Consider the following 22,265-nt stretch of genomic DNA (forward strand, 5'->3'; position numbering starts at 1 on the left):
GCATCAATCGCGACGGATAAAGGCCAGCCAGCGACGCTCCGCCCGTGAAAACATGAAGATCAGCAGGAAAGTACACAGCAGGTAGAGCGCTGCCGCCATCAGAAACGGAATAAAGGGTGAATAGGTGGCGGCATAAAAGGCACGAGCCACACCGGTGATATCCAGCAGCGTGACGGTGCTGGCCAGCGAGGTGGCATGCAGCAGGAAGACCATCTCATTATTCAGCGCCGGAATACCGCGGCGCAGCGTTGCCGGCAGCACCAGGCGGCGGATTATCTGCCACTGGCTCATGCCATAGGCCTCACCGGCAATCCACTCCTGACGCGGGAAGGTTTCCATCATGCCGGCCAACAGCTGGGCAACGTAAGCGCTGGTGTTGAGTACCAACGCCAGCGTGGCGCAGAAAGTGGCATCGCGAAACAGCAGCCAGAAAGGCTGGTCGTTCTGCCAGCCCAACTGCACCACGTCGAACTGTGACAGGCCGTAGTAAATCAGCATCAACTGCAGATAGAGCGGCGTGCTACGGAAAAAGTAAGTCACGCTGCGGATAATCCACGACAACGGTCGCGGGCCATAGACCTGGCCGATCGCCATTAGCGCTGCCAGCAGCAATCCCGGCACCACCGATAACAAGAACAGTTTGGCGGTCATCGCCAGCCCGGTCACGTCGGAACCGTCGCTCCACAAAAAGCTCGGTGCCGCATCCAGCATATTTTGCAGATTCATCAGCGTGCTCCTGCCGAATGTGAGGAAGCCAACGCGTAACGCCTTGCCAGTCGGCTAAAGCCCCAACTGGAGACAGCGGTAATCCCCATATAAATCAGCGCCACCAGGAAATAGAACAGGAAAGGCTTTTGCGTGGCCCGCCCGGCCTGCTCCGCCAGCCAAACCATGTCCTCCAGCCCGAGAATTGACACCAGCGCCGAGGCTTTCATCAGCCCAAGCCAGTTGTTGTTGATACCGGGAATGGCGAAGCTCAGCATCTGCGGCAACAGTACGCGGCGAAAAACCTGGCCCGGCCGCATGCCATAGGCCATTGCCGCCTCGAGTTGGCCACGTTCCACGGTGAGAAAGGCGCCGCGAAAAGTTTCGGTGTAGTAAGCGCCAAACACAAAGCCGATGGCCAGCACGCCAGAGATGAAGGTGTTGAAACGCAGCGGCCCCAATCCCACCAGGCCAAGCAAGCCGTTGACCAGCATTTCGCCGCCAAAAAACAGCAACAGCATGATCACCAGCTCGGGAATGCCGCGCACCAGCGTGGTGTAACCCGTCGATACCCAGCGCAGCCAACGCGGACCAAAGAGTTTGATCAGCGCATTGAGCATGCCGAGCGTCAACGCCACCGCCAGCGAAACCAGCATCACGCACAGCGACAGTAACGCGCCATGTGCCAGCAACGGTATATACTCTGCGACCATTTATGGCCTCCCCTGGATGACTGGATCCGAGCCGGTTTAGTTGCCGTAAATATCGAAGCTAAAATATTTTTTCTGGATCGCCTGATAAGTCCCATCGGCGCGTATCGCCTTGATAGCCCCGTTTAGCGCATCGCGCAGCGCCGGATTGTCTTTACCCACCGCAATGCCAACGTCAGAAGAAATGCTGCTGTCTTCAATGACCGGCCCGGCAAAGGCAAACTTCTGCCCGCGTGGAGTATCGATAAAGCTGCTGGCCGCTTGGGTGTTGTCCTGCAATGACGCATTGATGCGCCCGGACATCAGATCCAGATAGACATTATCCTGGTTGGCGTAAGAGACAATTTTCACCCCTTTTCCGCCCCAGTGCTGTTTGGCATAGGCCTCATGAATAGAACCGGTCTGCACGCCAACGGTTTTGCCTTTCAGGCTGGCGACGTCCGGCAGCAATGCGCTCCCTTTACGCGCCACCAACTGGGCAGAACTGCGGTAATAACGGTCGGTAAAATCCACCTCTTTCTTGCGTTCATCGGTAATGGTTAACGAGGCGATAATGGCATCGAACTTATGGGCGTTGAGCGCGGCAATCATGCTTTCAAAGGGTTGTTTGACGAACACGCATTTGGCATGCAGCTGGGTACACAACGCATTGGCGATATCGATATCGAAACCGGTGATCTCACCGCTGGGTGCCAGCACGTCAAACGGCGGATAGCCGCCGTCAACGCCAAAGCTGATGGTGTCGAAGGCCTGCGCCGCTGCTGGGCCGCCCACTGCCAGACTGATCAGTAAAACTGCTAATGTTTTTTTCATGGCTGAGATCCCCGGTAAAAGAAAGTATCAGAAACGCAGTGACAGGCAGGTCAGGCCGCCGTCCATTTTTTTAAATTCGCTGGTGTCGAGTTGAACGATGGGCATGCCGAGTTTTTCTATTTGCGCCAGCGTTTGTGGGTAACCTTGCGGGGTGATCAGCGTATCGTTGATCCACAGCGTATTACCGGCGTAGGACTCCGCTTCCGCAATGACGATGCTGTTAAAACCGCTAAAGGCAGCATGGTGCTGGTAGTCTTCCGTCAGCAACAGGGTATTACGCCCCACGTAATTGACGATCGATTTCAGGTGCAGCCCGGCGCTCACCTCAATGGCCGTGACCCGGTAGCCGTAGGGCTCTACCGCCGCAGCAAATTCACCGATACCGGCTTCGTCAGTGCGAGACGTCTGGCCGACAAAAAACTGGCGATCGACCAGCAGCACATCGCCACCATCAAGATGGCCGCGCTGGCTCATCCGCACTACCGGGCGTTCCCCTTCGAACAGCGGCGCAATGGTGGTCACTTCGCCCTGGCGGCTTGGCGCACCCGGATGGGTGATCACCGCCAGCTCCGGCATCACTACCGCCGTGTCTTCAACAAAGTGGGCGTCAGGAAATGCCGGGGCAGCCGGTAACACGGTCACTTTTAACCCCAGGCGGAGCAAAGTGTCCACATAGGCCAAAAACTGGCGGCCGGTGACAGCAATATCCGGCGCCCCCAATTGGGCGGTGGTCTGGCCGCTGGCGCAGCTATCGGCAGGGAGTCTGGCAATGGCTTGAGTAAAGTGCATGGGCGATTCTCTCTGTTGAAGGGACGGTCACTGTTATCTCGATTATCAAACAGATAGCCTCGTCAAACAGGCTGAATCCGCCCATTGGCGCTCTGGATTTACGCTGTTTATTATCCCAGCGACGACCTATTCTGCTGCGCTCAGTACAAAACCTGTCCTTTCACCGCAGGGGCGCATGCGCACCGCTGATGCGTGGCATCACTTCTTTCATCAGCTCAATAAACTTGCGCAAGCGCGCCGGATAATAACTGGCGTACGGGTAAAGCAGATAGACAGGTAAAGGTGCGGCGCGCCATTCCGGCATCAACGGCGTCAACTGCCCCTGTTCCAAATCCTGTGTGACTATCCAGGATGACAGCATCGCCACCCCCACGCCGTTCAATGCCGCTTTGCGTATCGCATAAAGACTGTCGGTACTCAACCTGGGCGCAATGTCAAAACGGCAGTTTTCACCACTGACACTGTGGGTCAGGGTAACCTCGTTGCGATAAAAACTGTTTAGCGCCAGCCAGGGCAGCCGCACCAAATCCCCGATCTGCGTCAGCGGCGCATGCGTCGCCAGCAGCTCTGGGGAAGCAACCACAATGCGCGGCACCTCCGCCAGCAGCACCGCAACCACGGAAGGATCGGTCACCGGACCGGCGTGGATAGCGCAGTCTACCCCTTCAGGAATAAAATCGGGTGAGTGGTCGTTGAGCGTCCACTCCACGCTGGTCTGGCTATAGCGTTGCAGATAATCGCCCAGTGGCCCAATCAACTGATCCTGACCAAAGGCATGTGGCGCCCTTACCCGCAAGACACCGACCGGCTCATCGCGCACCCCACGCAGTTCATCTTCCATGCTTTGCCATTGTTCAATTAGCTTGCGTGCGTGCTGATAGCAACGTTCGCCATCATCCGTCAGCTTCATGCTGTGGGTGGTTCGCTGGATTAATTTAACGCCCAGCAGTTGTTCCAGCACCTGTAAACGCCGACTGACGGTGGGTTGTGAGGTGTTCATTTGGGCTGCCGCCGCCGATAGGCTGCCGCTGTCAACAATGCGCACCAGGGTTTGCAGCATGGCTATGCGGTCGCCATTGGGAAATAGATTCTTATTCATACCTATTACGTATAACAGTTTTACCCGCGCAGGGGCTACAGTTTACGGCGAATACTGGCAAAAATAGCCGCACTTAATCTCGATTGGAATAATCACCATGAGCCAGACCTCACCCGACCATCACACCACCGTGCCTGCCAGCGCGCTTTCAGCCAAAGTTGTCTTTCTGCTGGCTAGCGGCGCCGGTTTGAGCGTGGCGTCAATTTACTACAGCCAGCCGATGCTCGGCATTATGGGCAATGCATTCCACGCAGGAGTGAGCGACGCCGGTATGGTGCCTACGCTGACCCAGGTAGGTTACGCTCTGGGGATCCTGCTGCTGGCGCCACTGGGCGATCGCCACGATCGTCGCCAGATCATCCGTATTAAAGGCGTACTGCTGGCGCTCACGCTGCTGTTTTGCGGTTTCTCTTCGTCCTTCCCGTTGCTGTTGCTCAGTAGCCTGGCGATTGGCCTGGCCGCTACCGTGGCGCAGGACATTATCCCGGCAGCCGCCACGCTGGCTTCTGATGCCAACCGGGGCAAAACGGTGGGCACGGTGATGACCGGGCTGCTGGCCGGCATTTTGCTGTCGCGGGTGTTCAGCGGCCTGGTGGCGGAATATTTCGGCTGGCGCAGCGTTTACCTGCTGGCGGCAGTGGGCGTGCTGGCGATCACCCTGATGATCGGCGCGGTATTGCCACGCTTTAAGCCCAATACCACACTGAGCTACCCGGCACTGCTGCGTTCTTTAGGCAAATTGTGGGCAGACTACCCGGAGCTGCGGCGCGCGGCGCTGGCGCAAGGTTTGCTGTCGGTGGCGTTCAGTGCTTTCTGGTCGACACTGGCGGTGATGCTGGCGGAGCGCTATCAACTGGGTAGCGCCGTTGCCGGAGCTTTTGGTCTGGCGGGTGCGGCCGGCGCCCTGGCGGCACCCCTGGCGGGAATGTTGGCCGATCGTCACGGGCCGGGCTACGTCACTAAAATCGGTGCTGCCATGGTGGTGGTTTCATTTGCCCTGATGTTTTTGCTGCCGTTACTGTCGGTACCGGCGCAACTGACGCTGATCGCCCTTAGCGCGGTAGGCTTTGATCTCGGTATTCAGGCTACGCTGGTGGCGCATCAGACCATTATTTACGCCATCAACCCGGGGGCACGAAGCCGCCTCAACGCCATCCTGTTTACGCTGGTGTTTGTCGGTATGGCCAGCGGCGCGGCATTGGGCAGCAAAATCCTTGAGAGTGCCGGTTGGCCGGGCGTGGTGGCACTGGCTACTCTGGCGGCCGCAGGCGGGCTGGTCCTGAGAATCTTGGCCAAGCCTGCTACACGCGCCATAGCCTGAGTGATAAAGCCGCAGTGAAAACTGCGGCTATAGTGGCGGCCACGCTTACTTCGTATTGGCCGCCATAAACTCGGCCAGATTATCCCGGGTGATGATTTTATAAGGCACCCAGTTGTACGGCTGGGTTTTTTGCTTTTCCAGCAGCGCTTTGGTCACCTGCACCGCCCCGGTGGCCTGCCCCTTGGCGTCCTGGAAGATGGTCAGGGTCATGCCGCCATTTTTGACAAACTGCTGACCGTCCGGGGTACCGTCGATGCCAGCCACCAAAATGGTTTTATTTTTAGCCTGGTTCAACGCCATGATGGCACCAATCGCCATTTCGTCATTGTTGGCGGCAATGGCGTCAATCGGACGACCATTTAGCAACCAACCGGACACCACATCCACCGCCTCATTGCGCTGCCATTTGGCGGTCTGTTTCTCCAGCACCTTCATATCTTTATACTTGGCGATCACCGCTTCCACCGCCCGCGTGCGTTCGCGAGCCTCTTCGTTGGACAGCGCCCCCATCAGGATCGCCACGTTACCGCGATAGTTCATCTGTTTCGCCAGGGCTTCCATCTGCATCTCACCGCCCGCTGCCGAGTCGGACCCAACGTAGGCCATGGCTTTGCCCAATTTCACCTCTGGCTTGCGGTTGACGAAAATCAGTGGAATGTGGGCGCGTTCGGCCGCGTCCATCATCGGCTTCACCCCCTGGGTATCGACCGGATTGAGGATAATCGCGTCCACCCCGAGGTTGATAAAGTCATCCACCTGCTGCACCTGCAGCGCCACGTCCCCTTTGGCATCGACAAACTGCCCGTCCATATTCAACTGCTTGAGTTCACTGACCATCTGCGAACGCAAGATAGAGACAAAGTTAAGATCGAAATTGGCCAGCGCAACGCCGACCTTATAGGTTTTCGCCTGGGCGCTGAAGGCCATGACCATGCTCAGCAGTATCAACAACAAGGTTTTGGTTTTCATGGTGACATCCTGTAGGTTGAGGTTTGTTTTTTTATTTAAATCAACGCATCACTGTTTATTCCGGGCAACAGGCCAATACCCGGTTTGCTTCGGTTTATAGGGTGAAATGGTCGCGGAACTGTTGCAGTGCCTCGGTGCTGTCATCGGATGCCCAGCCTTCCATCGCTACCACCCCCTGATAGCCGATTTCGTCCAACGCGCGGGCAATGGCGCGGTAGTTAATTTCACCGGTACCAGGTTGTTTTCTCCCCGGCACGTCAGCCACCTGAATTTCACCGATTGCCGGGCCACAGCGGCGGATCAGTTCAATCAGGTTGCCCTCGCCAATTTGCGCATGGTAAAGATCGAGGTTCATCTTCAACCCCGGTCGATTAACCGCCTCCACCAAAGCCAAAGTGTCGCCAGCTTTGGCAAAAGGCGTACCCGGGTGATCCAACGGCAGGTTGAGGTTTTCCAGGGTGAAAACTTTACCGGCCTGCTCCCCCATTTGTGCCAATCGGTTTAACGTATTGGCCGCTTTCAGCCACATCGCGCCCGTCACCACCGCCACCGGTTTCACCGGCAGCCCCTGCGAGTCCAGGCCGGTACCGTGCAGATTCAGGCTCGGGCAGTTCAAGCGTTGCGCCACCGCCAGCGACTGCTCGGCGCTTTGCAGCAGTTGAACGATCTCCTCTTCGTCGGTCAGGTTGCCGCTGAGATAGCCGGTCATCGAAGTAAAGCGCGCTCCGGTAGCCACCAAAGCATCAAGGTCTTTATTGGCCCAGTTCCAGATTTCAACGCCGAAACCCAGCGCATCAATACGCGCCACGCGTTCGACAAACGGCAGGTCGAGAAACACCATTTCGGCGCAAACGGACAGCTGAAAACTCGCCATTATTGATCTCCCAATCTGATCGGTTTGCCCTGCTGTACCGACGCTATACAGGCCAGTGCGATTTCCAGCGCATTACGCGCATCCTGACCAGTCGCCCGTGGCCTTTGCCCTTGCCGAATGCATTGAGCGAATTCGGTCAGTTCCGCCACGTAGGCGTCGTGCAGCAAATCGGTATCCTGACGTGAAGTCTCAATGGCGATACCCCCGGCGTGATAACGCACGCAGTTGTTTAAATTGATATTGCCCGCCTGCAACATGCCTTTACTGCCAAACACTTCACCGCGTACGTCATAGCCGTAGACCGCCTGGAAATTGGCCTCGGCAGTTGCGATAGCGCCGTTATCAAAGCGAATAGTGACTACGGCGGTATCCAGCAACCCCTTGTCCTTGAAGTCCGGACGCACCAGCGCATCCGCCAGGGCGTAAACCTCTACCGGCCTGGCTCCGGGGTTGAAGTGCAGCAAGGTGTCAAAATCATGGATCAGGGTTTCCAGAAAGATGGTCCATGCCGGGATCGGCGCCGGATCGCGCAACTGCGGGTCACGGGTGACCGAGCGGGACAACTGGGTGGTGCCATTTTCGCCCGACTTGACGGCAGCAATGGCCGCGGCAAAACCGGTAACAAAACGGCGGTTAAAGCCCACCTGCAGCACCACACCCGCCTGATTGGCGGCGGCGATGGCGCAATCTGCCTCCTCCAGCGTGACGGCCATCGGTTTTTCACAGAAGACGTGCTTACCCGCCCCGGCCGCCGCTATCACCCACTGTGCATGGGTACGCGCCGGAGAAGCGATCACTACGGCATCAATGGCCGGGTCATCCAGCATCGCCTGCAAATCGCTATGGGCCTTAACGCCCAGACGTTCCGCCAGCCGTTGCGCGGCACCGGGTAACGGATCGGCCACCGCGGCCAGTACCGCGCCTGGCACACGCCGCGCCAGCGACTCTGCATGGAAACTGCCCATTCTTCCGGCACCAATCAGACCAACGCGCAGGGTTTGGGGTAAATGGCTCATCGTGATTCCTTATGTGGGTAACGCCCTTGCGGGCAACAAGTTCACGGAGGGTATTGCAAAGGGGATGCCAGCTTAAAACCCGGGGAATTTGTGAGGCGTTGCACAGATAGCCATAACAAAGTGACAACTAAATTGACATGTCAATTTCACATGTCAATAAAATGGACATTACATTCCAAAACGGAGTTATCCGATGCACACTGCCGCCGGCCTGCTGCCAATCAAAGATGAGAGCGACCCGATCTTCAGCCTGCCGGAAGGGCCGGAGGCCGGTGAATGGGACAGCCTGTTTTGGCAAGGCTGGCAGGCATTTAACGAAGGGGGGCAGCCGGGCTGGATCCGCAAGTCAATCTTGCAATCATGGCGGCGCTCGCGTGAGTACGGTATTGATCCCGATGAGTTTGTCTATCACGCACCACCGGCAGAGCAACTACAGGCCATCCTGTTGCACAACGCCGGGCTGATTAGCGTGGCACGCAGCATCATGGAAAATCTGTTGGCCTACAACCCCGACGGCCACATCAACCTGACCGATGCCAACGGCGTCACCCTCCACTACTGCGGTGTGGACATGACGCCGGTCGGCAGTATTCTGCGTGAAGAGGTTCAGGGCACCAACTGCACCGCACGCTGCCTGCTGGAACAGCGCCTGGTGTATGTATTAAGCGGCGAAAACTGGAAGATGGGTCTGCGCCATCGCCATCGCCAGTGCGCCGCCGCACCGGTACGTGACGCCGAGGGAACGATGATTGGCGTGCTGACCCTCACCGCTACGCCGGATAATTTCAATGCCCACACGCTGGGCACCGTGCAGGCAGCGGCGGAGGCCGTCGGTCAACAGCTCAAGCTACAGCGGCTGCTGGCCGAACAGCAGTCCATTTTGGAAACCCTGAATGAAGGCGTGATGGTTTGCGATCGTCAGGGCCGCCTGAAAACCGTCAATCGCTATGCCCGCCAGATTTTTGACGGTCTGGAGCCGGGCAACGAATCGATCGATGACCTGCTGCGCCCGCAGTCCGGCTCGCTGCTGACCATGCCATTTTGTAACGATCGTGAAATGGTGTTTATGCCAGCCGGTAAACCGGCCCTCTCCTGCGTGATTTCATTGATGCCCGCACCGGATGACGGTCGGGTGCTTTCAGTACGTGAGAATCAGCGTATCCGTGCCATTACCCGCCGCGTAATGGGGGTTAGCGCCAGCTATACCTTTGAGATGATATATGGCCACTCCGGGCGGATGCGCGAGGCCATCATGCAGGCGCGCACCTGCAGCCGCAGTGACAGCACGGTACTGTTGACCGGCGAAAGCGGCACCGGCAAGGAGCTGTTTGCCCAGGCTATCCACAATGCCGGCGGACGTTGCAACGAACCCTTTGTCGCCGTCAACTGCGGTGCCTTACCGCGTGATTTGGTGCAGAGCGAACTCTTTGGTTATGTGGACGGTGCCTTTACCGGATCGCGCCGGGGAGGAGCCGCCGGCAAGTTCGAACTGGCGGACGGTGGCACCCTGCTGCTCGATGAAATTGGTGAAATGCCGCTGGAAGCACAAACCAGCCTGCTGCGCGTACTGCAGGAAAGCGAAGTGCTGCGCATTGGTGCGGCGCAGCCGGTAAAAGTGAATGTGCGCATCATTGCCGCCACCCATTGCGACTTGGTGCAAGCGGTGGAGACAGGCGCCTTTCGCCGCGATCTCTATTACCGTTTAAACGTGCTCTCGATCCCGGTTCCGCCACTGCGTGAACGCCGGGACGACATTGCCGGACTGGTCAACGGCTTTATTCACAAGCTCAGCACGCGGATGAAAAAAGTTCCGCCGCAGGTTTCACCACCGGCGATGGCCTGCCTCAACGCCTGGCATTGGCCGGGCAACGTGCGCGAGCTGGAAAACCTGGTGGAGCGGGTGGTGAACCTGTGTGAAGGATTACTGATTGACGTAGGTGACCTGCCTGAGGATATCCGGCGAACTGCCCCTGAACCGGCCCCTATTCCCTCAAGCCGGCTGGAAGACAATGAACGCGCTCATATCATTCAGGTGATTGAAGCCAATGGTGGCAATTTGAGGCAGGCCGCCCAGATGCTCGGGCTGTCGCGCACTACGCTGTACAACAAAATCAATAAGTGGCAGATCGATTTGGCGCTGCTTCGCTCCTGAGTGCCCCGGAGCCAGGCAGTTTTGCGCTCTGGCAGCAGACCCGGTTATATTTTTGTCTGATTAACGCGTGCGGACAGCTCCTGATGACTTTCCTTCCGCTCGCTGTATCTGTCAGCAAGATAGTCAGTCTGTCCCTTCAGCAGCAGGGTTATTTTGAACAACTCCTCGGTGACATCGACGATGCGATCGTACCAGGAAGAGGGTTTCATCCGCCCGTTATCATCGAACTCCTGCCAGGCTTTCGCCACTGAGGATTGGTTGGGAATAGTGAACATCCGCATCCATCGGCCAAGAATGCGCATCTGATTCACGGCATTGAATGACTGCGAACCGCCGCAGACCTGCATCACTGCCAGTGTTTTGCCCTGAGATGGGCGAACAGCGCCTTCACTTAACGGGATCCAGTCAATCTGGGCCTTCATCACTGAACTCATCGCACCATGTCTCTCAGGAGAACTCCAGACCATCCCCTCACACCATCTGACCAGTTCGCGCAGCTCAGCGACTTTCGGATGTGTTTCTGGCGCATCGTCAGGCAGCGGCAGACCCGATGGGTTAAAGGTTTTGACTTCGGCGCCCAACGCGGTCAGCAGGCGCCCTGCCTCCTCAGCAGCAAAACGACTGTATGAACGCTCTCTTACCGAACCATACAGGATCAGGATCCGTGGTGGCTCTTGCAGATGCAGACGCTCGGCAATCTGCTTATCAAAGCACTCTTCGTTCAGGGCCGGAAATTGCTCCACTTTTTTGTTCCTCATTATTTACACGCGGTGATTTAAAATTTAATACATATGAATTATCATATGTGTAATTTAAACGCATTGAGGTCCAAAATGCTACAGCCTGTTCAACTTTTCAAAATTTTGTCGGATGAAACACGACTGGCCATCATTATGCTTCTCAGAGAGTCGGGAGAGCTGTGCGTTTGTGATATCTGCGGGGCTACTTCAGAGTCACAGCCTAAGATATCCCGCCACATGGCGATATTACGCAATGCAGGGCTGGTCATTGATCGCCGTGAAGGAAAATGGATCCACTATCGACTCTCGCCCCATATCCCTGCCTGGGCGGCAGAGACCATCACGGCTTCCTGGCAGTGCCTGCGTGAAGATGTTCGTGGATGGCTGGCACAATCAGCGACATCCTCCTGTTAAGCCATAGGAACACATTGCTTTAATCATATATAACGGAGTCTGATATGTTACTGGCAGGGAGTATTTTTTTACTGACGCTGATTCTGGTCATCTGGCAGCCCAGAGGGCTCAGCATTGGCTGGAGTGCGAGTATTGGCGCCGTGCTGGCATTGCTCTTTGGCGTCATCCACCTTAATGACATTCCTGTCGTGTGGAATATCGTCTGGAATGCCACGGCAACCTTTATTGCGGTGATCATCATCAGCCTGCTGCTCGACGAGTCGGGCTTCTTTGAGTGGGCCGCACTGCATGTTTCCCGCTGGGGCAATGGGCGAGGACGTTTGCTTTTCACCTGGATTATATTGCTGGGTGCGACGGTCGCAGCGCTGTTCGCCAACGATGGTGCAGCACTTATCCTGACGCCCATCGTCATTGCCATGTTGCTCGCGCTGGGTTTCAGTAAAGGAACAACGCTGGCCTTCGTTATGGCAGCCGGATTTATCGCGGATACCGCCAGTTTGCCGCTTATCGTTTCAAACCTGGTGAATATTGTCTCTGCTGACTTTTTCCAGCTCGGTTTTACGGAATATGCGTCGGTCATGATCCCCGTAGATATTGCCGCTATTATCGCTACGCTGGTCATGCTGCATCTCTTTTTCCGCAAGGATATCCCGGCGACCTACGACGTAGCGTTACTGAAGACACCTGCCAGCGCCATTAAAGACCCGGCAACCTTTAAAGCCGGCTGGATTGTCCTTGTGCTGCTGCTGGCGGGGTTTTTCGTTCTTGAGCCGTTAGGGATCCCCGTCAGTGCGATCGCCGCAGCTGGCGCTGTTGTCCTGTTTGCCGTGGCGAAAAAAGGCCATGCCATTAATACCGGGAAAGTGTTGCGAGGGGCACCCTGGCAGATCGTTGTCTTCTCTCTGGGGATGTACCTGGTGGTCTACGGACTGCGAAATGCGGGGCTGACGGAATATCTTTCCCGTGTTCTCAATCTGCTGGCAAATGAAGGACTATGGGCTGCAACATTGGGCACCGGCTTCCTGACGGCATTGTTGTCGTCAGTCATGAATAATATGCCTACCGTGCTGATTGGCGCATTGTCGATTGACGGGAGCACGGCTACCGGCGTCATCAAAGAAGCCATGGTTTATGCCAACATCATTGGCTGCGATTTAGGTCCAAAAATCACCCCTATTGGCAGCCTCGCCACCCTGCTGTGGCTTCATGTGCTTTCACAAAAAAATATGACGATCACCTGGGGATATTACTTCCGCACCGGCATCGTCATGACCCTGCCCGTTCTGTTTGTCACCCTGGCCGCGCTGGCGTTGCGGCTCTCCGTTACTTTCTAATGAGATACCGATATGAGCAACATTGTCATCTATCACAACCCGGCCTGCGGCACTTCACGTAACACGCTGGAGATGATCCGCAACAGCGGTAACGAACCGACGATTATTTATTATCTCGACACACCACCTTCACATGATGAACTGGTTCAACTTATTGCGGATATGGGAATTACCGTCCGTGCGTTGCTACGCAAAAACGTTGAACCCTATGAGCAGCTGGGCCTTGATAATGAATTATTGACGGACGAGCAGTTGATTGAATTTATGCTTCAGTATCCGATCCTGATCAACCGCCCCATCGTCGTCACCCCGACCGGAACCCGATTGTGCCGCCCTTCCGAAGTGGTGTTGGATATCCTCCCAGAGCCGCAACAGGCCGCATTCACCAAAGAAGACGGTGAAAAGGTAATTGACCAGGCGGGCAATAGAATCAAGCCGGAGTAAAGACCTTAAAAGCACGGTGGGCGTAACCCACCGTGACTGATTTAAACAATAAAGTCGGTGGCAGTATTCGCTTGCCCGACAATATTGACCAGGAAGTCCGGGGTAGCCTGGCCATTTATATTTAGCGCCAACTCACTCAAATTACTTTGTGAGTCATAGGTTAGCAATGCCTCCCCCGCCTGACCGCTAAAAGCGTCAACGAAATGAATAAATCCTGCGTCTTTAGCGCCATGATTAAAGAACGACAGATCAATTTTGTCGATGCCGGTTTCAAAGTCCATAATCTTATCTGGGGACTTGAACGACGAGTCACTTACCGCAGAGAAAACAAAGATATCGTTGCCGCTGCCACCGAATAGCTGATCCTGCCCGCCGCCACCGTAAATAACGTCGTTACCCGCACCTCCATGGATAATATTGGCCGCATCATTGCCGACAATCACATCATTACCTGAACCACCAATGGCATTTTCAATCACAGCGCCCAGAGCGATGGAAACGTTGCCCTTCAATCCGCCGACGTCAGAGAAGGATCCTTCCGTCAGATTGATGCGTTGGTTCTGCGTATAGCCCGAGAAATCAAGAGTGTCGTTGCCGCCTGCATCCCAGACGGAGAACACCAGCTTCTGGTTGCTGTCCGTCAGCGTGTAGAAATCCCGCCCGGTATTGGAATTGAACCCGTACACCGTGTCCCCGGTGCGCGTAGTGGTATTGGCGCCATACAGATATTGAATAGCGGCAATATCGTCAACCAGAGGCGCGGCGGCAAAATGACCACCGTTATCACCACCGGTGAGTGACTCATCCCAATAGCTCATTACGCTGAATTGGCGCGTGTCCTCAGCATAATTCGCCATGCTGTAGTTGGGTGGATTATTTTCATCGGCATTATATTTTCCAGGATGATCCAGGCCCAAGGTATGCCCCAGTTCATGGGTAATGCTCAGGCGACCATAGTTGCCAAGCTCTGGGTGCAGGTTGGCGTAAACACCATCACGGGGATCTGCGTAATCGTAATTGATGTTGAACCAGCTTTGACCATCGGTATTATGCCCACGATAGTCATTACCCGCCCCGCTGAATGGCTTAATTGCATAAGCCTGGCCAGAACCCTCATAATTTCCGAAGGTAATATTGGATTTTTGATCCGGGGCAACTTCAACAAACTTAAGGTTAGCTACATCAGCCCAGGATTGCAGAGACAGCTTGGCCTGAGCTTTTTGCTCTGCGGTGAAGGCGCTAAGGCCGGTATCTTGATTATTGGTGCCAAATCGGAAATTTAAATTACTCTGATTATAATCCCAGTCTGGGAACGAATAAGTGACGGTAGCGCCGTTGCCGGTGACATGAGTACCATTCCAGGTCTGTTCACTACGTGCTATTTGCTTCCCGGCCTCTTCCACGCCAAAAGAAGGCTTATTATTGATGATTAAATCATTACCTCTATTATGATAATTCAGCAAATCATTAACGTCATCCCAACCGCTGGTCTTTCCATTTAGGGAATTATCCATATCCATCTCCAGTAGGTTAATTCATTTCCGTTATATAGAAATAAAATTTCGATATATAGAATTACCGCAACATCATATCGCAGCATTTAAATGCTAGTATGATTTTCAGATAGCTCAATATATTTTGATGAAATAATTTATCGCGGAGTAATCATCTTTTTAATATCTAATTATTAGTGCGAATAAGCCAACGCCGCCGACCAGGGATAATCCAGGGAGTTGCCCCTCAATCGCGCCACTTGCCAGTTGCCAGGCCTGTTGCGCTATACTGTGGCCCACTTTTTGTAACGAACTCAGAAGACTATGGAACGCTTTCTAGAAAATGCCATGTACGCCTCTCGCTGGCTACTTGCCCCGGTTTACTTCGGCCTGTCGTTGGCCTTGCTGGCGCTGTCGATAAAATTCTTCCAGGAGATCATCCACGTTCTGCCGAACATTTTCGCCATAGCCGAGGCGGATCTGGTTCTGACGCTACTGTCGCTGATCGATATGGCGCTGGTAGGCGGACTGCTGGTAATGGTGATGTTCTCGGGTTACGAGAACTTTGTTTCGCAACTGGATATCAGCGACGACAAAGAAAAGCTGAGCTGGTTGGGCAAAATGGACTCCACTTCGCTAAAGAGCAAAGTGGCCGCATCCATTGTCGCCATCTCTTCTATCCATCTGCTGCGGGTGTTTATGGATGCCAAGAACGTGCCGGACAATAAGCTGATGTGGTATGTGATCATCCACCTCACCTTTGTGCTTTCCGCCTTTGTGATGGGCTATCTCGATAAGCTGACTCGCGACAAAAAATGATCCCCCGTTAGCCGTCACCCTCTGCTGGCGGCTAACCACCCACCCCGTTAAAATCTAATATTAATCAGCATATTGAGTCATATTTTAAACTTCCATTTTTAGTGACGTTGTCACCAAGAAACCTTTATCCGCTTATAGGCCTAATTTCACTTGGTGCATCCAATGATAATAACATTATAATGTTATTACACTTCGACAGGCACAGACGCCGGCACAAGCTGAGCTTTGTCCCGCTGACAGGACCCTAATCAATCATGCCGCTCAATGGTAAACCACTACAGTTTCAGGATGTTCAATCCATCCTGCCGCACCGCTTCCCCTGTCTGCTGGTTGACCGCATTGTGCCTGACGGCACTGCCGTGGCCGAAGGCCGCTTGAGTGCCATCAAAAATATCACTGCCAATGAACCGACCTTCTGGACTGGCCACCACCAGACCACGGTGTTTCCCGGCATATTAATGGTGGAGGCGCTGGCACAGACCACTGGCTTGTTGGCTCATTATTTTCTCAGCCCGCTATTACCCGGCGAACATTACTATTTTGCCGCCATTCATCACGCTCGTTTCTATCGCTCGGCACGGCCTGGCGATCAGCTTCGTATGGATGTCGCCTTTGTTAGGCAGCGCTCCGGCCTTGCCCGCTTTACCGGCCGTGCCACGGTCAATGGCCGCCGCATCTGTACCGCCGAGTTTATGTGCGCTCGGAAGTAACACCGCAGTTTTCTGATGGAGGCTTAAAGAAATTACTATGTCTATGGTTGATAAATTGCTTAATAGCCTGGATTTTTCTCCTCGCGGCCAGGTGATTGCCCGCAAGCAAGACCACTGCGGTGAAATTATTGTCTCTGACCACAAGGGCTACCGAACCCTGCGTTTTGACGGTATTTGCGAGCAGAGCAAAATGTGCATCGACGCGCCACAGGTACCGGTTCACAACTACATCAAAACCATGCTGATGGCGGTGGCCTGGCAGCCACCTTCGGCAGCGCTGATCCTCGGACTGGGTGGCGGCGGTCTGGTGCGGGCATTGCATGCCTATGACGCCAATATGCTGCTGGAAGTGGTAGAACTGCGCGAGGCGGTGGTCTCTGTTGCGCAGAGTTATTTCACCTTACCCACCGACGAAAAGGTTGTCTTGCGCGTTGCTGACGCGGGCGATTTTTTACGTGCCCCGGTAACCCGGCAGTATGATCTGATTTTTTCCGACCTCTACAGCGCCTTCAGCATGGATCCGCAACAGGGGACGCAAAGCTTTCTTCAGCGGTGTGCCGGACGGCTTTCACCACAAGGTTGGCTGGTGCTGAACTACCATGAAGTGCCCGATGAAGATTCACTGCTGTACCACAGTTTGCACCGGGTGTTTAACAGCGTGTTGTACTGCGTTGCGCCCAGCGGCAACGTGATTATCTATGCCACATTGGCTGAAATCGAGACGCCGCTAAACCTGCTGCGCCGCCTTAGTGCCGAAGTCGGGCCGAGTTTTAACTGTGACCTCGGTTACCTGTCACGCAAGATTGAACGCTTGCACTTTAGCTGAGCCGGTAGGGCCATTTCACTATTATCATTTGATTATTATTCTCTGGAGTCACCATCATGGAAAAGAAAACGGCGCGCCTGACCGTACTCATTGATCCTGATAAGAAAAAAGCGTTGGAAGAGCTGTGTTTGCAGCAGGACGTCACCCCTTCCCAGGTGATCCGCCAGCTGATACGCGACTATCTGCATAAACATCAGGTGGAATATCCAAGCCAGCCGACCCACTCGAATCCGCGCGTGGATAACGTCTGAAGTCAGATGGCGCAAGATTCGCGCCATCTGTAACTGCTACGGTGATTTACCCCTTGCGTGCCTCGGCGGAAAAACCATGCCGTTTGGCCGCTATCGTGAGCGCCAACCCTCCCAGCACCAACACCAGCGATGCCCATGGGAAGGACACCGCCCCGAAGTGGTCAAGCAACAAACCGCCAAAAATACCGCCGACAGCAATGGCGCTGTTCCAAATGACGACGTTCATCGCCAGCGCGGCATCCGCCCCCTCGCCGGCAGTGTCCGCCAGTGCAGTTTGCAATAACGTCGCCGCCCCGCCAAAACTCAACCCCCACAGCCCCATCCCCACATAGATCGCAGTCGCGGAGTGAATACCAATACCCAACAGCAACGTCGTCACGGCGAACAACGCCAGGCTGGCCAGCACGGCCTTTCGCAAATGGCGATCAACCACCCGGCCGGTAAACCAAATCCCCGCCAGCGCCGCCAGACCAAAAACAAGTAACACCGCATCAACCTGACTGGCCAATCCGGCCGGCGTCACCAAAGGGGCAACGTAAGTGTAGAGAATGTTATGCGCAAACATCCACAGCATAACGACGCCCAAGACCGACCTGACACCCGGAGTGATCAGCACCTTATACAGCGGCATTCGCTGAGTACCCGCCTGGCCAGGATAATCCGGCACCTTTGCCAACACCCAAACGATTAACGTTAGTGTCATCAATGACATCACACCAAAAGCACTGCGCCAACCCACCACCGTTCCCAGCCATGTTCCCAGTGGGACCCCCAGCGAAAGCGCTATTGGCGCACCCACCATAGCGACCGCCATGGCTTTTCCCTGCAGATGAGGCGCCACCATGCGGCGAGCATAACCGGCAAGCAGGCTCCAGGCCAACCCTGCCGCCGCCCCGGCAAAAAAACGCGCGGCCAGCGTGACAACATAGCTGGAGGAAAGCGCTGTGACCGTGTTGAAAACAAAAAAACCGCCAATGGTCAGCAACAAAACACTGCGTCGACGCCAGCGTTGAGTGGCAAGCGTCAGGGGTATGGCCGCCAGTACAGAACCCAGCGCGTAGGCGGTAATCATCTGTCCTACCAGTGAAGGCGATACCTGCAGGCCGGGAACGATCAGCGGCAGCAAACCGGCGGGTAAGGTTTCGGTGGCAATACAGATAAAACCTGTCATGGCCAATGCCAGTAGCGCCGCCATCGGCAAACGCTGCGCCTGTTCGGGTATATCCCCTTCTACAGTGCAATTGATTGGGGTCTGGCTCATCAATAACCTCATTATGTATCGATCGGTATAAATGTGGGCGATACTTACCCGTCCCCGTGAGCGCATCACGAGAATTGATTTATGTATCGAGTGGTATAATAATGCTAAGCGGGTATCATCTGAGTGTCAATGATATTTATACCGATCGGTATATAATTAAAAATCTGGAGACAGCTATGGCACAAATAGGCCGCCCTCGCCGCTTTGATCGCGACCAGGCCGTGCAGCAGGCGCTGCATCTGTTCTGGCAGCACGGTTATGAGTCCACCTCTCTGGCACAGCTGAAGGCACAGATTGGTGGCGGCATTACCGCACCCAGTTTTTATGCCGCCTTTGGTTCCAAAGAGGCACTGTTCAACGAGACGGTGTCCTGCTATCTCAATAGCTATGGACGGGTGAATGATGCGTTGTGGGATGATTCGCTGCCACCCAGAGAAGCGATTGAAACTTCCTTGCGCCGCTCGGTCAAGATGCAATGCGAAGACCACCATCCCAAAGGCTGCATGGTGGCTTTGGCGGTAATGTCCGGCGGTTCTGATGAGCATGCCGCGGTGCTGAAACCACTGACAGACTCACGCCAACGAACGTTGAAGGGTTTTAGTCGCTGCATTCAACGAGGCATAGCAAGCGGCGAGTTAAGAAAACAGATTGACCCTGCTGTTATCGCCACGCTGTTCGACAGCTTCCTTTTGGGCGTTTCAACGCTTGCAAGGGATGGCGTCGACTACAGCGTGCTGGATAACGCCGTCACGGCATTGATGACGGTTTGGGATGTTAATAGTCATGCCTGATGGCATCGACTCTAAAGTGTTCACCGGACCAATCTGGCGAACACTTTGGCAAATCATCGCCCTTCCATATCATTAGCAAAGTATAAATATCATTACCCAACTAATATGATGACTATTTCAACTGTTTAATTAACTATTCACAACCTTTATGGTTAAAGAAATTCCTATCACACAATTAATTGCTTAGCTAAGTGTCATGAATTATTTTAACAACTCTAAAAAGACTTTATCACCCTTGCCGTTCAATTCATTGATTTAATGAAATTAAAGATCGGAAGTCGCGAAATAAAAACAAAACCCTCCTGTTTATTTGATTCTTTAAATAAATTTTTCTTTATTTTTTTAACGCTGTGATTTGCTTGGTTATCTCGATCTCAACCCAAAAATACTTCATTTATTTTTAAGTGTCAGTTGATTTTTTAGTCGCCATTGCTATTGTTGAAGTTGAGTAATTCATCGCTCCCGACCCGAAAAATAAATTTTATTTTTATACTCACAAATGTATAAGGACCAGACCATGCCGATTAAAAAATACGTCATTCTTGACAGCAATCCGGCTGCTGTTGGGAATGATGACTTTATTCTATTAGGTTTGAAAAATGAAGGTTTTGCCAGAGGTTGTCCGATGTTATTTGGCGGAACTGCTGATGCAAAAGACGGCCCGGTTGACGGCAAGAACTTTGCCTTAAACGTTATCAAAAGAGAGACCTGGGAAGAAACTCTGCATAATATTGAAGTCCAGCAAGTTGTTCGCTATAAAGTTTTTCCCAATGATATTACTTTCTACACCAGTAAAGTTTTCACCTTCACTGGTACAGTAGCGCTTGGCGGTGAGTTCGCCTGGATACGGAAAGTCAGCAAGGGAAAATTGAAAACCTATTTTAAAAACAAGCCCTCTGCCACCAAAGATATGTTTGCTCAAGAACTGTACGCCATGACGCAGGATCCACATATAGATCCTACCGATGGTCAATTCGAAGAATATCTTGGTTCCGACACTCTGAGTGCCATTTACGCTTATTGCAAAGAAACCTGTAAATAAATCATTAATCGTTTAATTAGCTATGGTTTGGTTCATTGCCGCCATTGCTTGCGCACGTTTATGTCTGAAACTTATTGGGTACTGATATTATGATCACACAAGGTTATACATCAGACGAGAAGACTATTGTTAAAGATGTCATCAGCAAATATAGCAATGCCGGTCTGTTTATTATTGAACCCGGCGATCCCTTGCTGGTCAGCTTTTACGATATTCAATTAAAACTTGCCGGTCTTACCACGGGCAATACTCCGCAGTTTACTCAATGCTGGCAACAGACAAAACGGCTTAAACTCAGTGCCGGCCGGTTGAGCGATGCCGGTAATGGCTCCGCTCAACCGGTTTACAGTATTGTCCGGCTGGACTCTACCGACGGTCGAAATTATCGTGCCAATGCCATAGGCTCCCTGCCTGTCTCGGCGACTAACGTCACGCAAACCCTTGGGCTGTTTGACGGCGAGGCCGGCAATGTCGGGCCGGTTAACTACAACCAGGCCTATGTCTACGCCGCAGACTGTACTCTGAGTGCCAATGGGGTTTATCCGGGTAGCCAGATCGCTGCGGATTATCCGGTCACGGTGATTTATACCTTTGCTCAGACTATCGGTAACCAGACGGTATACGGGGCAGAAATCATTACCAGCCAGAGTTATCCAAAAATTATCTATAATGAGTCACCGAGAAGTCTTATTAATCCAAATGAAATCAAGATCTGCCTGACCCGCGATGAGGCCGACTGTGATTACCGAAATAATTATGACGGCTCGGTCAGGGTACCGATTAAAGGTAATATTACCTACCTGGGGCAAATTGAGCTCAACGGGGGCCAACCTGTCAAAGCCAGTAATACCATTTATTTGATACGTACTCGTGCTGGCGGCGATCCTGTCACCCCTTTCGGCAACTACAATATTTTCAATTCAGCCAACACCAGAATTAATGGTGACAATATCTCCTGGGACCTGGACTGGCTAAGGTTCAATCAGGTTGACTTTGAATCTGGCGAATGGGTTTATTATGTTTTCAAGGTTATTCTCAATGTCGATGGGAAAAGCATTGCGACCTTTATCACCAACGCCCCTAAAAGCCTTGAGCCAGACCAGCGATTTCTAAACACAGAATCATTAAAGCCGATGCGTATTGTTTATGGTTGTCTGGCTGAGAACACAAAAATCCTGATGCAGGATGGCAGGGAAAAAATGATTTCCGAGCTTGCTATCGGTGAGTCCGTATTATCGAGAAACAATGTACCGCTCAAAATTGAAGCCATCACTACTGGCCAGGAACGTCATTTCATCGAAATAACCGTAAAAAACAACAAAGATGAAATAAAAAACATTACCACCAGCCTTGGCCACCCGTTTATTACCTCAGCCGGCGTGGTGATTGCTCGTGAATTAAACCACTCAACGAAATTAATCACTCTGGATGGTGAGTGCGAGATTATAAGCATGGTGCAACAACAAGGAGAACTGAAGGTATATAACCTGCAGTTGGCGGCTGAAGCACCTGCTGACAAAGGTCTGTACGACGACAACACCCTGTATGCCAACGGCATATTGGTCGGTGATCTCCAGATGCAACGTATCTATGAGGATGAATATTACCAACGCCCGGCGAATATCCTGAGCAAACTGCCAAAAGAATGGCATCAGGATTATCAAAACCATCTCAACGCGGCGGGTAAATAAC

At 53.5% G+C, this 22,265-nt stretch carries 23 protein-coding genes; 12 read left to right on the forward strand and 11 right to left on the reverse strand.

The annotated features are described in order from the left end of the window. Positions 1-3: 3 nt before the first annotated feature. From FCL49_RS02720 to FCL49_RS02740, 5 genes are all read right to left on the reverse strand, one after another. Positions 4-726, reverse strand: coding sequence for an ABC transporter permease (locus tag FCL49_RS02720; RefSeq protein WP_174352324.1), 723 nt, complete (start codon positions 724-726; stop codon positions 4-6). Next, positions 726-1,418: an ABC transporter permease gene (locus FCL49_RS02725; RefSeq protein ID WP_174352325.1), complete on the reverse strand. Its 693-nt coding sequence runs from the start codon at positions 1,416-1,418 to the stop codon at positions 726-728. The genes FCL49_RS02720 and FCL49_RS02725 overlap by 1 nt, the downstream gene beginning before the upstream one ends. Before the next feature lie 36 nt (positions 1,419-1,454). Then, entirely contained in the window at positions 1,455-2,228 is a 774-nt protein-coding gene (locus tag FCL49_RS02730) for an ABC transporter substrate-binding protein (RefSeq protein ID WP_174352326.1), read from the reverse strand. A 27-nt stretch (positions 2,229-2,255) separates the two neighbouring features. Continuing rightward, positions 2,256-3,017, reverse strand: coding sequence for a dimethylarginine dimethylaminohydrolase family protein (locus tag FCL49_RS02735; protein ID WP_174352327.1), 762 nt, complete (start codon positions 3,015-3,017; stop codon positions 2,256-2,258). Positions 3,018-3,177: 160 nt separating this feature from the next. Then, complete coding sequence (locus FCL49_RS02740) at positions 3,178-4,116, reverse strand: LysR family transcriptional regulator (protein WP_174352328.1); 939 nt, start codon at positions 4,114-4,116, stop codon at positions 3,178-3,180. A 97-nt stretch (positions 4,117-4,213) separates the two neighbouring features. Between FCL49_RS02740 and FCL49_RS02745 the strand changes: the two genes are divergently transcribed. Beyond that, positions 4,214-5,437 carry an MFS transporter gene (locus FCL49_RS02745; protein ID WP_174352329.1) on the forward strand — a complete coding sequence of 408 codons (1,224 nt, stop codon included), beginning with the start codon at positions 4,214-4,216 and terminating at the stop codon, positions 5,435-5,437. A gap of 45 nt (positions 5,438-5,482) precedes the next feature. Here the strand turns inward: FCL49_RS02745 and FCL49_RS02750 are convergent, their stop codons facing one another. The 3 genes from FCL49_RS02750 to FCL49_RS02760 all read right to left on the reverse strand — a co-directional run bounded on the left by FCL49_RS02750 (position 5,483) and on the right by FCL49_RS02760 (position 8,296). Continuing rightward, positions 5,483-6,406: a substrate-binding domain-containing protein gene (locus tag FCL49_RS02750; RefSeq protein ID WP_174352330.1), complete on the reverse strand. Its 924-nt coding sequence runs from the start codon at positions 6,404-6,406 to the stop codon at positions 5,483-5,485. Between the two features lie 94 nt (positions 6,407-6,500). Then, positions 6,501-7,280, reverse strand: coding sequence for a TIM barrel protein (locus tag FCL49_RS02755; protein ID WP_174352331.1), 780 nt, complete (start codon positions 7,278-7,280; stop codon positions 6,501-6,503). Then, positions 7,280-8,296: a Gfo/Idh/MocA family oxidoreductase gene (locus FCL49_RS02760; RefSeq protein WP_174352332.1), complete on the reverse strand. Its 1,017-nt coding sequence runs from the start codon at positions 8,294-8,296 to the stop codon at positions 7,280-7,282. The genes FCL49_RS02755 and FCL49_RS02760 overlap by 1 nt, the downstream gene beginning before the upstream one ends. Before the next feature lie 193 nt (positions 8,297-8,489). Here FCL49_RS02760 and FCL49_RS02765 point away from each other — a divergent pair, with 193 nt between their 5' ends. Then, on the forward strand, positions 8,490-10,448 hold the full coding sequence (locus FCL49_RS02765; RefSeq protein ID WP_174352333.1) for a sigma-54-dependent Fis family transcriptional regulator: 1,959 nt from the start codon (positions 8,490-8,492) through the stop codon (positions 10,446-10,448). Between the two features lie 44 nt (positions 10,449-10,492). Here FCL49_RS02765 and arsH read toward each other — a convergent pair whose 3' ends face one another. After that, a complete protein-coding gene (gene arsH / locus FCL49_RS02770) occupies positions 10,493-11,191 on the reverse strand; it encodes an arsenical resistance protein ArsH (protein WP_174353443.1) in 699 nt (232 codons plus the stop codon). A gap of 90 nt (positions 11,192-11,281) precedes the next feature. On the opposite strand from arsH, the gene FCL49_RS02775 reads away from it, so the two are divergent. From FCL49_RS02775 to arsC, 3 genes are read left to right on the forward strand one after another with little or no spacing between them, the layout of a single operon-like run. Continuing rightward, a complete protein-coding gene (locus FCL49_RS02775) occupies positions 11,282-11,602 on the forward strand; it encodes a transcriptional regulator (protein ID WP_012145119.1) in 321 nt (106 codons plus the stop codon). A 44-nt stretch (positions 11,603-11,646) separates the two neighbouring features. Continuing rightward, entirely contained in the window at positions 11,647-12,936 is a 1,290-nt protein-coding gene (locus FCL49_RS02780; RefSeq protein ID WP_174352334.1) for an arsenic transporter, read from the forward strand. A gap of 12 nt (positions 12,937-12,948) precedes the next feature. Continuing rightward, positions 12,949-13,380, forward strand: a complete 432-nt coding sequence (arsC, locus tag FCL49_RS02785; RefSeq protein WP_174352335.1) for a glutaredoxin-dependent arsenate reductase — start codon at positions 12,949-12,951, stop codon at positions 13,378-13,380. 41 nt (positions 13,381-13,421) lie between these two features. Here the strand turns inward: arsC and FCL49_RS02790 are convergent, their stop codons facing one another. Then, a complete protein-coding gene (locus FCL49_RS02790) occupies positions 13,422-14,894 on the reverse strand; it encodes a serralysin family metalloprotease (protein ID WP_302479846.1) in 1,473 nt (490 codons plus the stop codon). Positions 14,895-15,197: 303 nt separating this feature from the next. Between FCL49_RS02790 and FCL49_RS02795 the strand changes: the two genes are divergently transcribed. The 4 genes from FCL49_RS02795 (at position 15,198) to FCL49_RS02810 (ending at position 17,479) form a co-directional block, all read left to right on the forward strand. Further along, positions 15,198-15,692, forward strand: coding sequence for a TIGR00645 family protein (locus tag FCL49_RS02795; protein WP_012145114.1), 495 nt, complete (start codon positions 15,198-15,200; stop codon positions 15,690-15,692). 254 nt (positions 15,693-15,946) lie between these two features. Next, on the forward strand, positions 15,947-16,402 hold the full coding sequence (gene fabZ / locus FCL49_RS02800) for a 3-hydroxyacyl-ACP dehydratase FabZ (protein WP_135316520.1): 456 nt from the start codon (positions 15,947-15,949) through the stop codon (positions 16,400-16,402). Between the two features lie 37 nt (positions 16,403-16,439). Then, entirely contained in the window at positions 16,440-17,228 is a 789-nt protein-coding gene (locus FCL49_RS02805) for a spermidine synthase (protein ID WP_174352337.1), read from the forward strand. A gap of 56 nt (positions 17,229-17,284) precedes the next feature. Then, positions 17,285-17,479, forward strand: coding sequence for a ribbon-helix-helix protein, CopG family (locus FCL49_RS02810; protein WP_037415083.1), 195 nt, complete (start codon positions 17,285-17,287; stop codon positions 17,477-17,479). Between the two features lie 46 nt (positions 17,480-17,525). On the opposite strand, the gene FCL49_RS02815 is transcribed toward FCL49_RS02810, so the two are convergent. Further along, a complete protein-coding gene (locus FCL49_RS02815) occupies positions 17,526-18,740 on the reverse strand; it encodes an MFS transporter (protein WP_174352338.1) in 1,215 nt (404 codons plus the stop codon). A gap of 176 nt (positions 18,741-18,916) precedes the next feature. Here FCL49_RS02815 and FCL49_RS02820 point away from each other — a divergent pair, with 176 nt between their 5' ends. The 3 genes from FCL49_RS02820 (at position 18,917) to FCL49_RS02830 (ending at position 22,264) form a co-directional block, all read left to right on the forward strand. Beyond that, the gene (locus FCL49_RS02820) at positions 18,917-19,531 is read left to right on the forward strand and encodes a TetR/AcrR family transcriptional regulator (protein WP_174352339.1); all 615 of its coding nucleotides are present in this window, start codon (positions 18,917-18,919) and stop codon (positions 19,529-19,531) included. 517 nt (positions 19,532-20,048) lie between these two features. After that, positions 20,049-20,573 carry a hypothetical protein gene (locus FCL49_RS02825; RefSeq protein WP_174352340.1) on the forward strand — a complete coding sequence of 175 codons (525 nt, stop codon included), beginning with the start codon at positions 20,049-20,051 and terminating at the stop codon, positions 20,571-20,573. 89 nt (positions 20,574-20,662) lie between these two features. Then, complete coding sequence (locus tag FCL49_RS02830; RefSeq protein WP_174352341.1) at positions 20,663-22,264, forward strand: Hint domain-containing protein; 1,602 nt, start codon at positions 20,663-20,665, stop codon at positions 22,262-22,264. Position 22,265 lies beyond the last annotated feature (1 nt).

The organism is Serratia proteamaculans, from assembly GCF_013337185.1.
GTDB lineage: Bacteria > Pseudomonadota > Gammaproteobacteria > Enterobacterales > Enterobacteriaceae > Serratia > Serratia proteamaculans_D.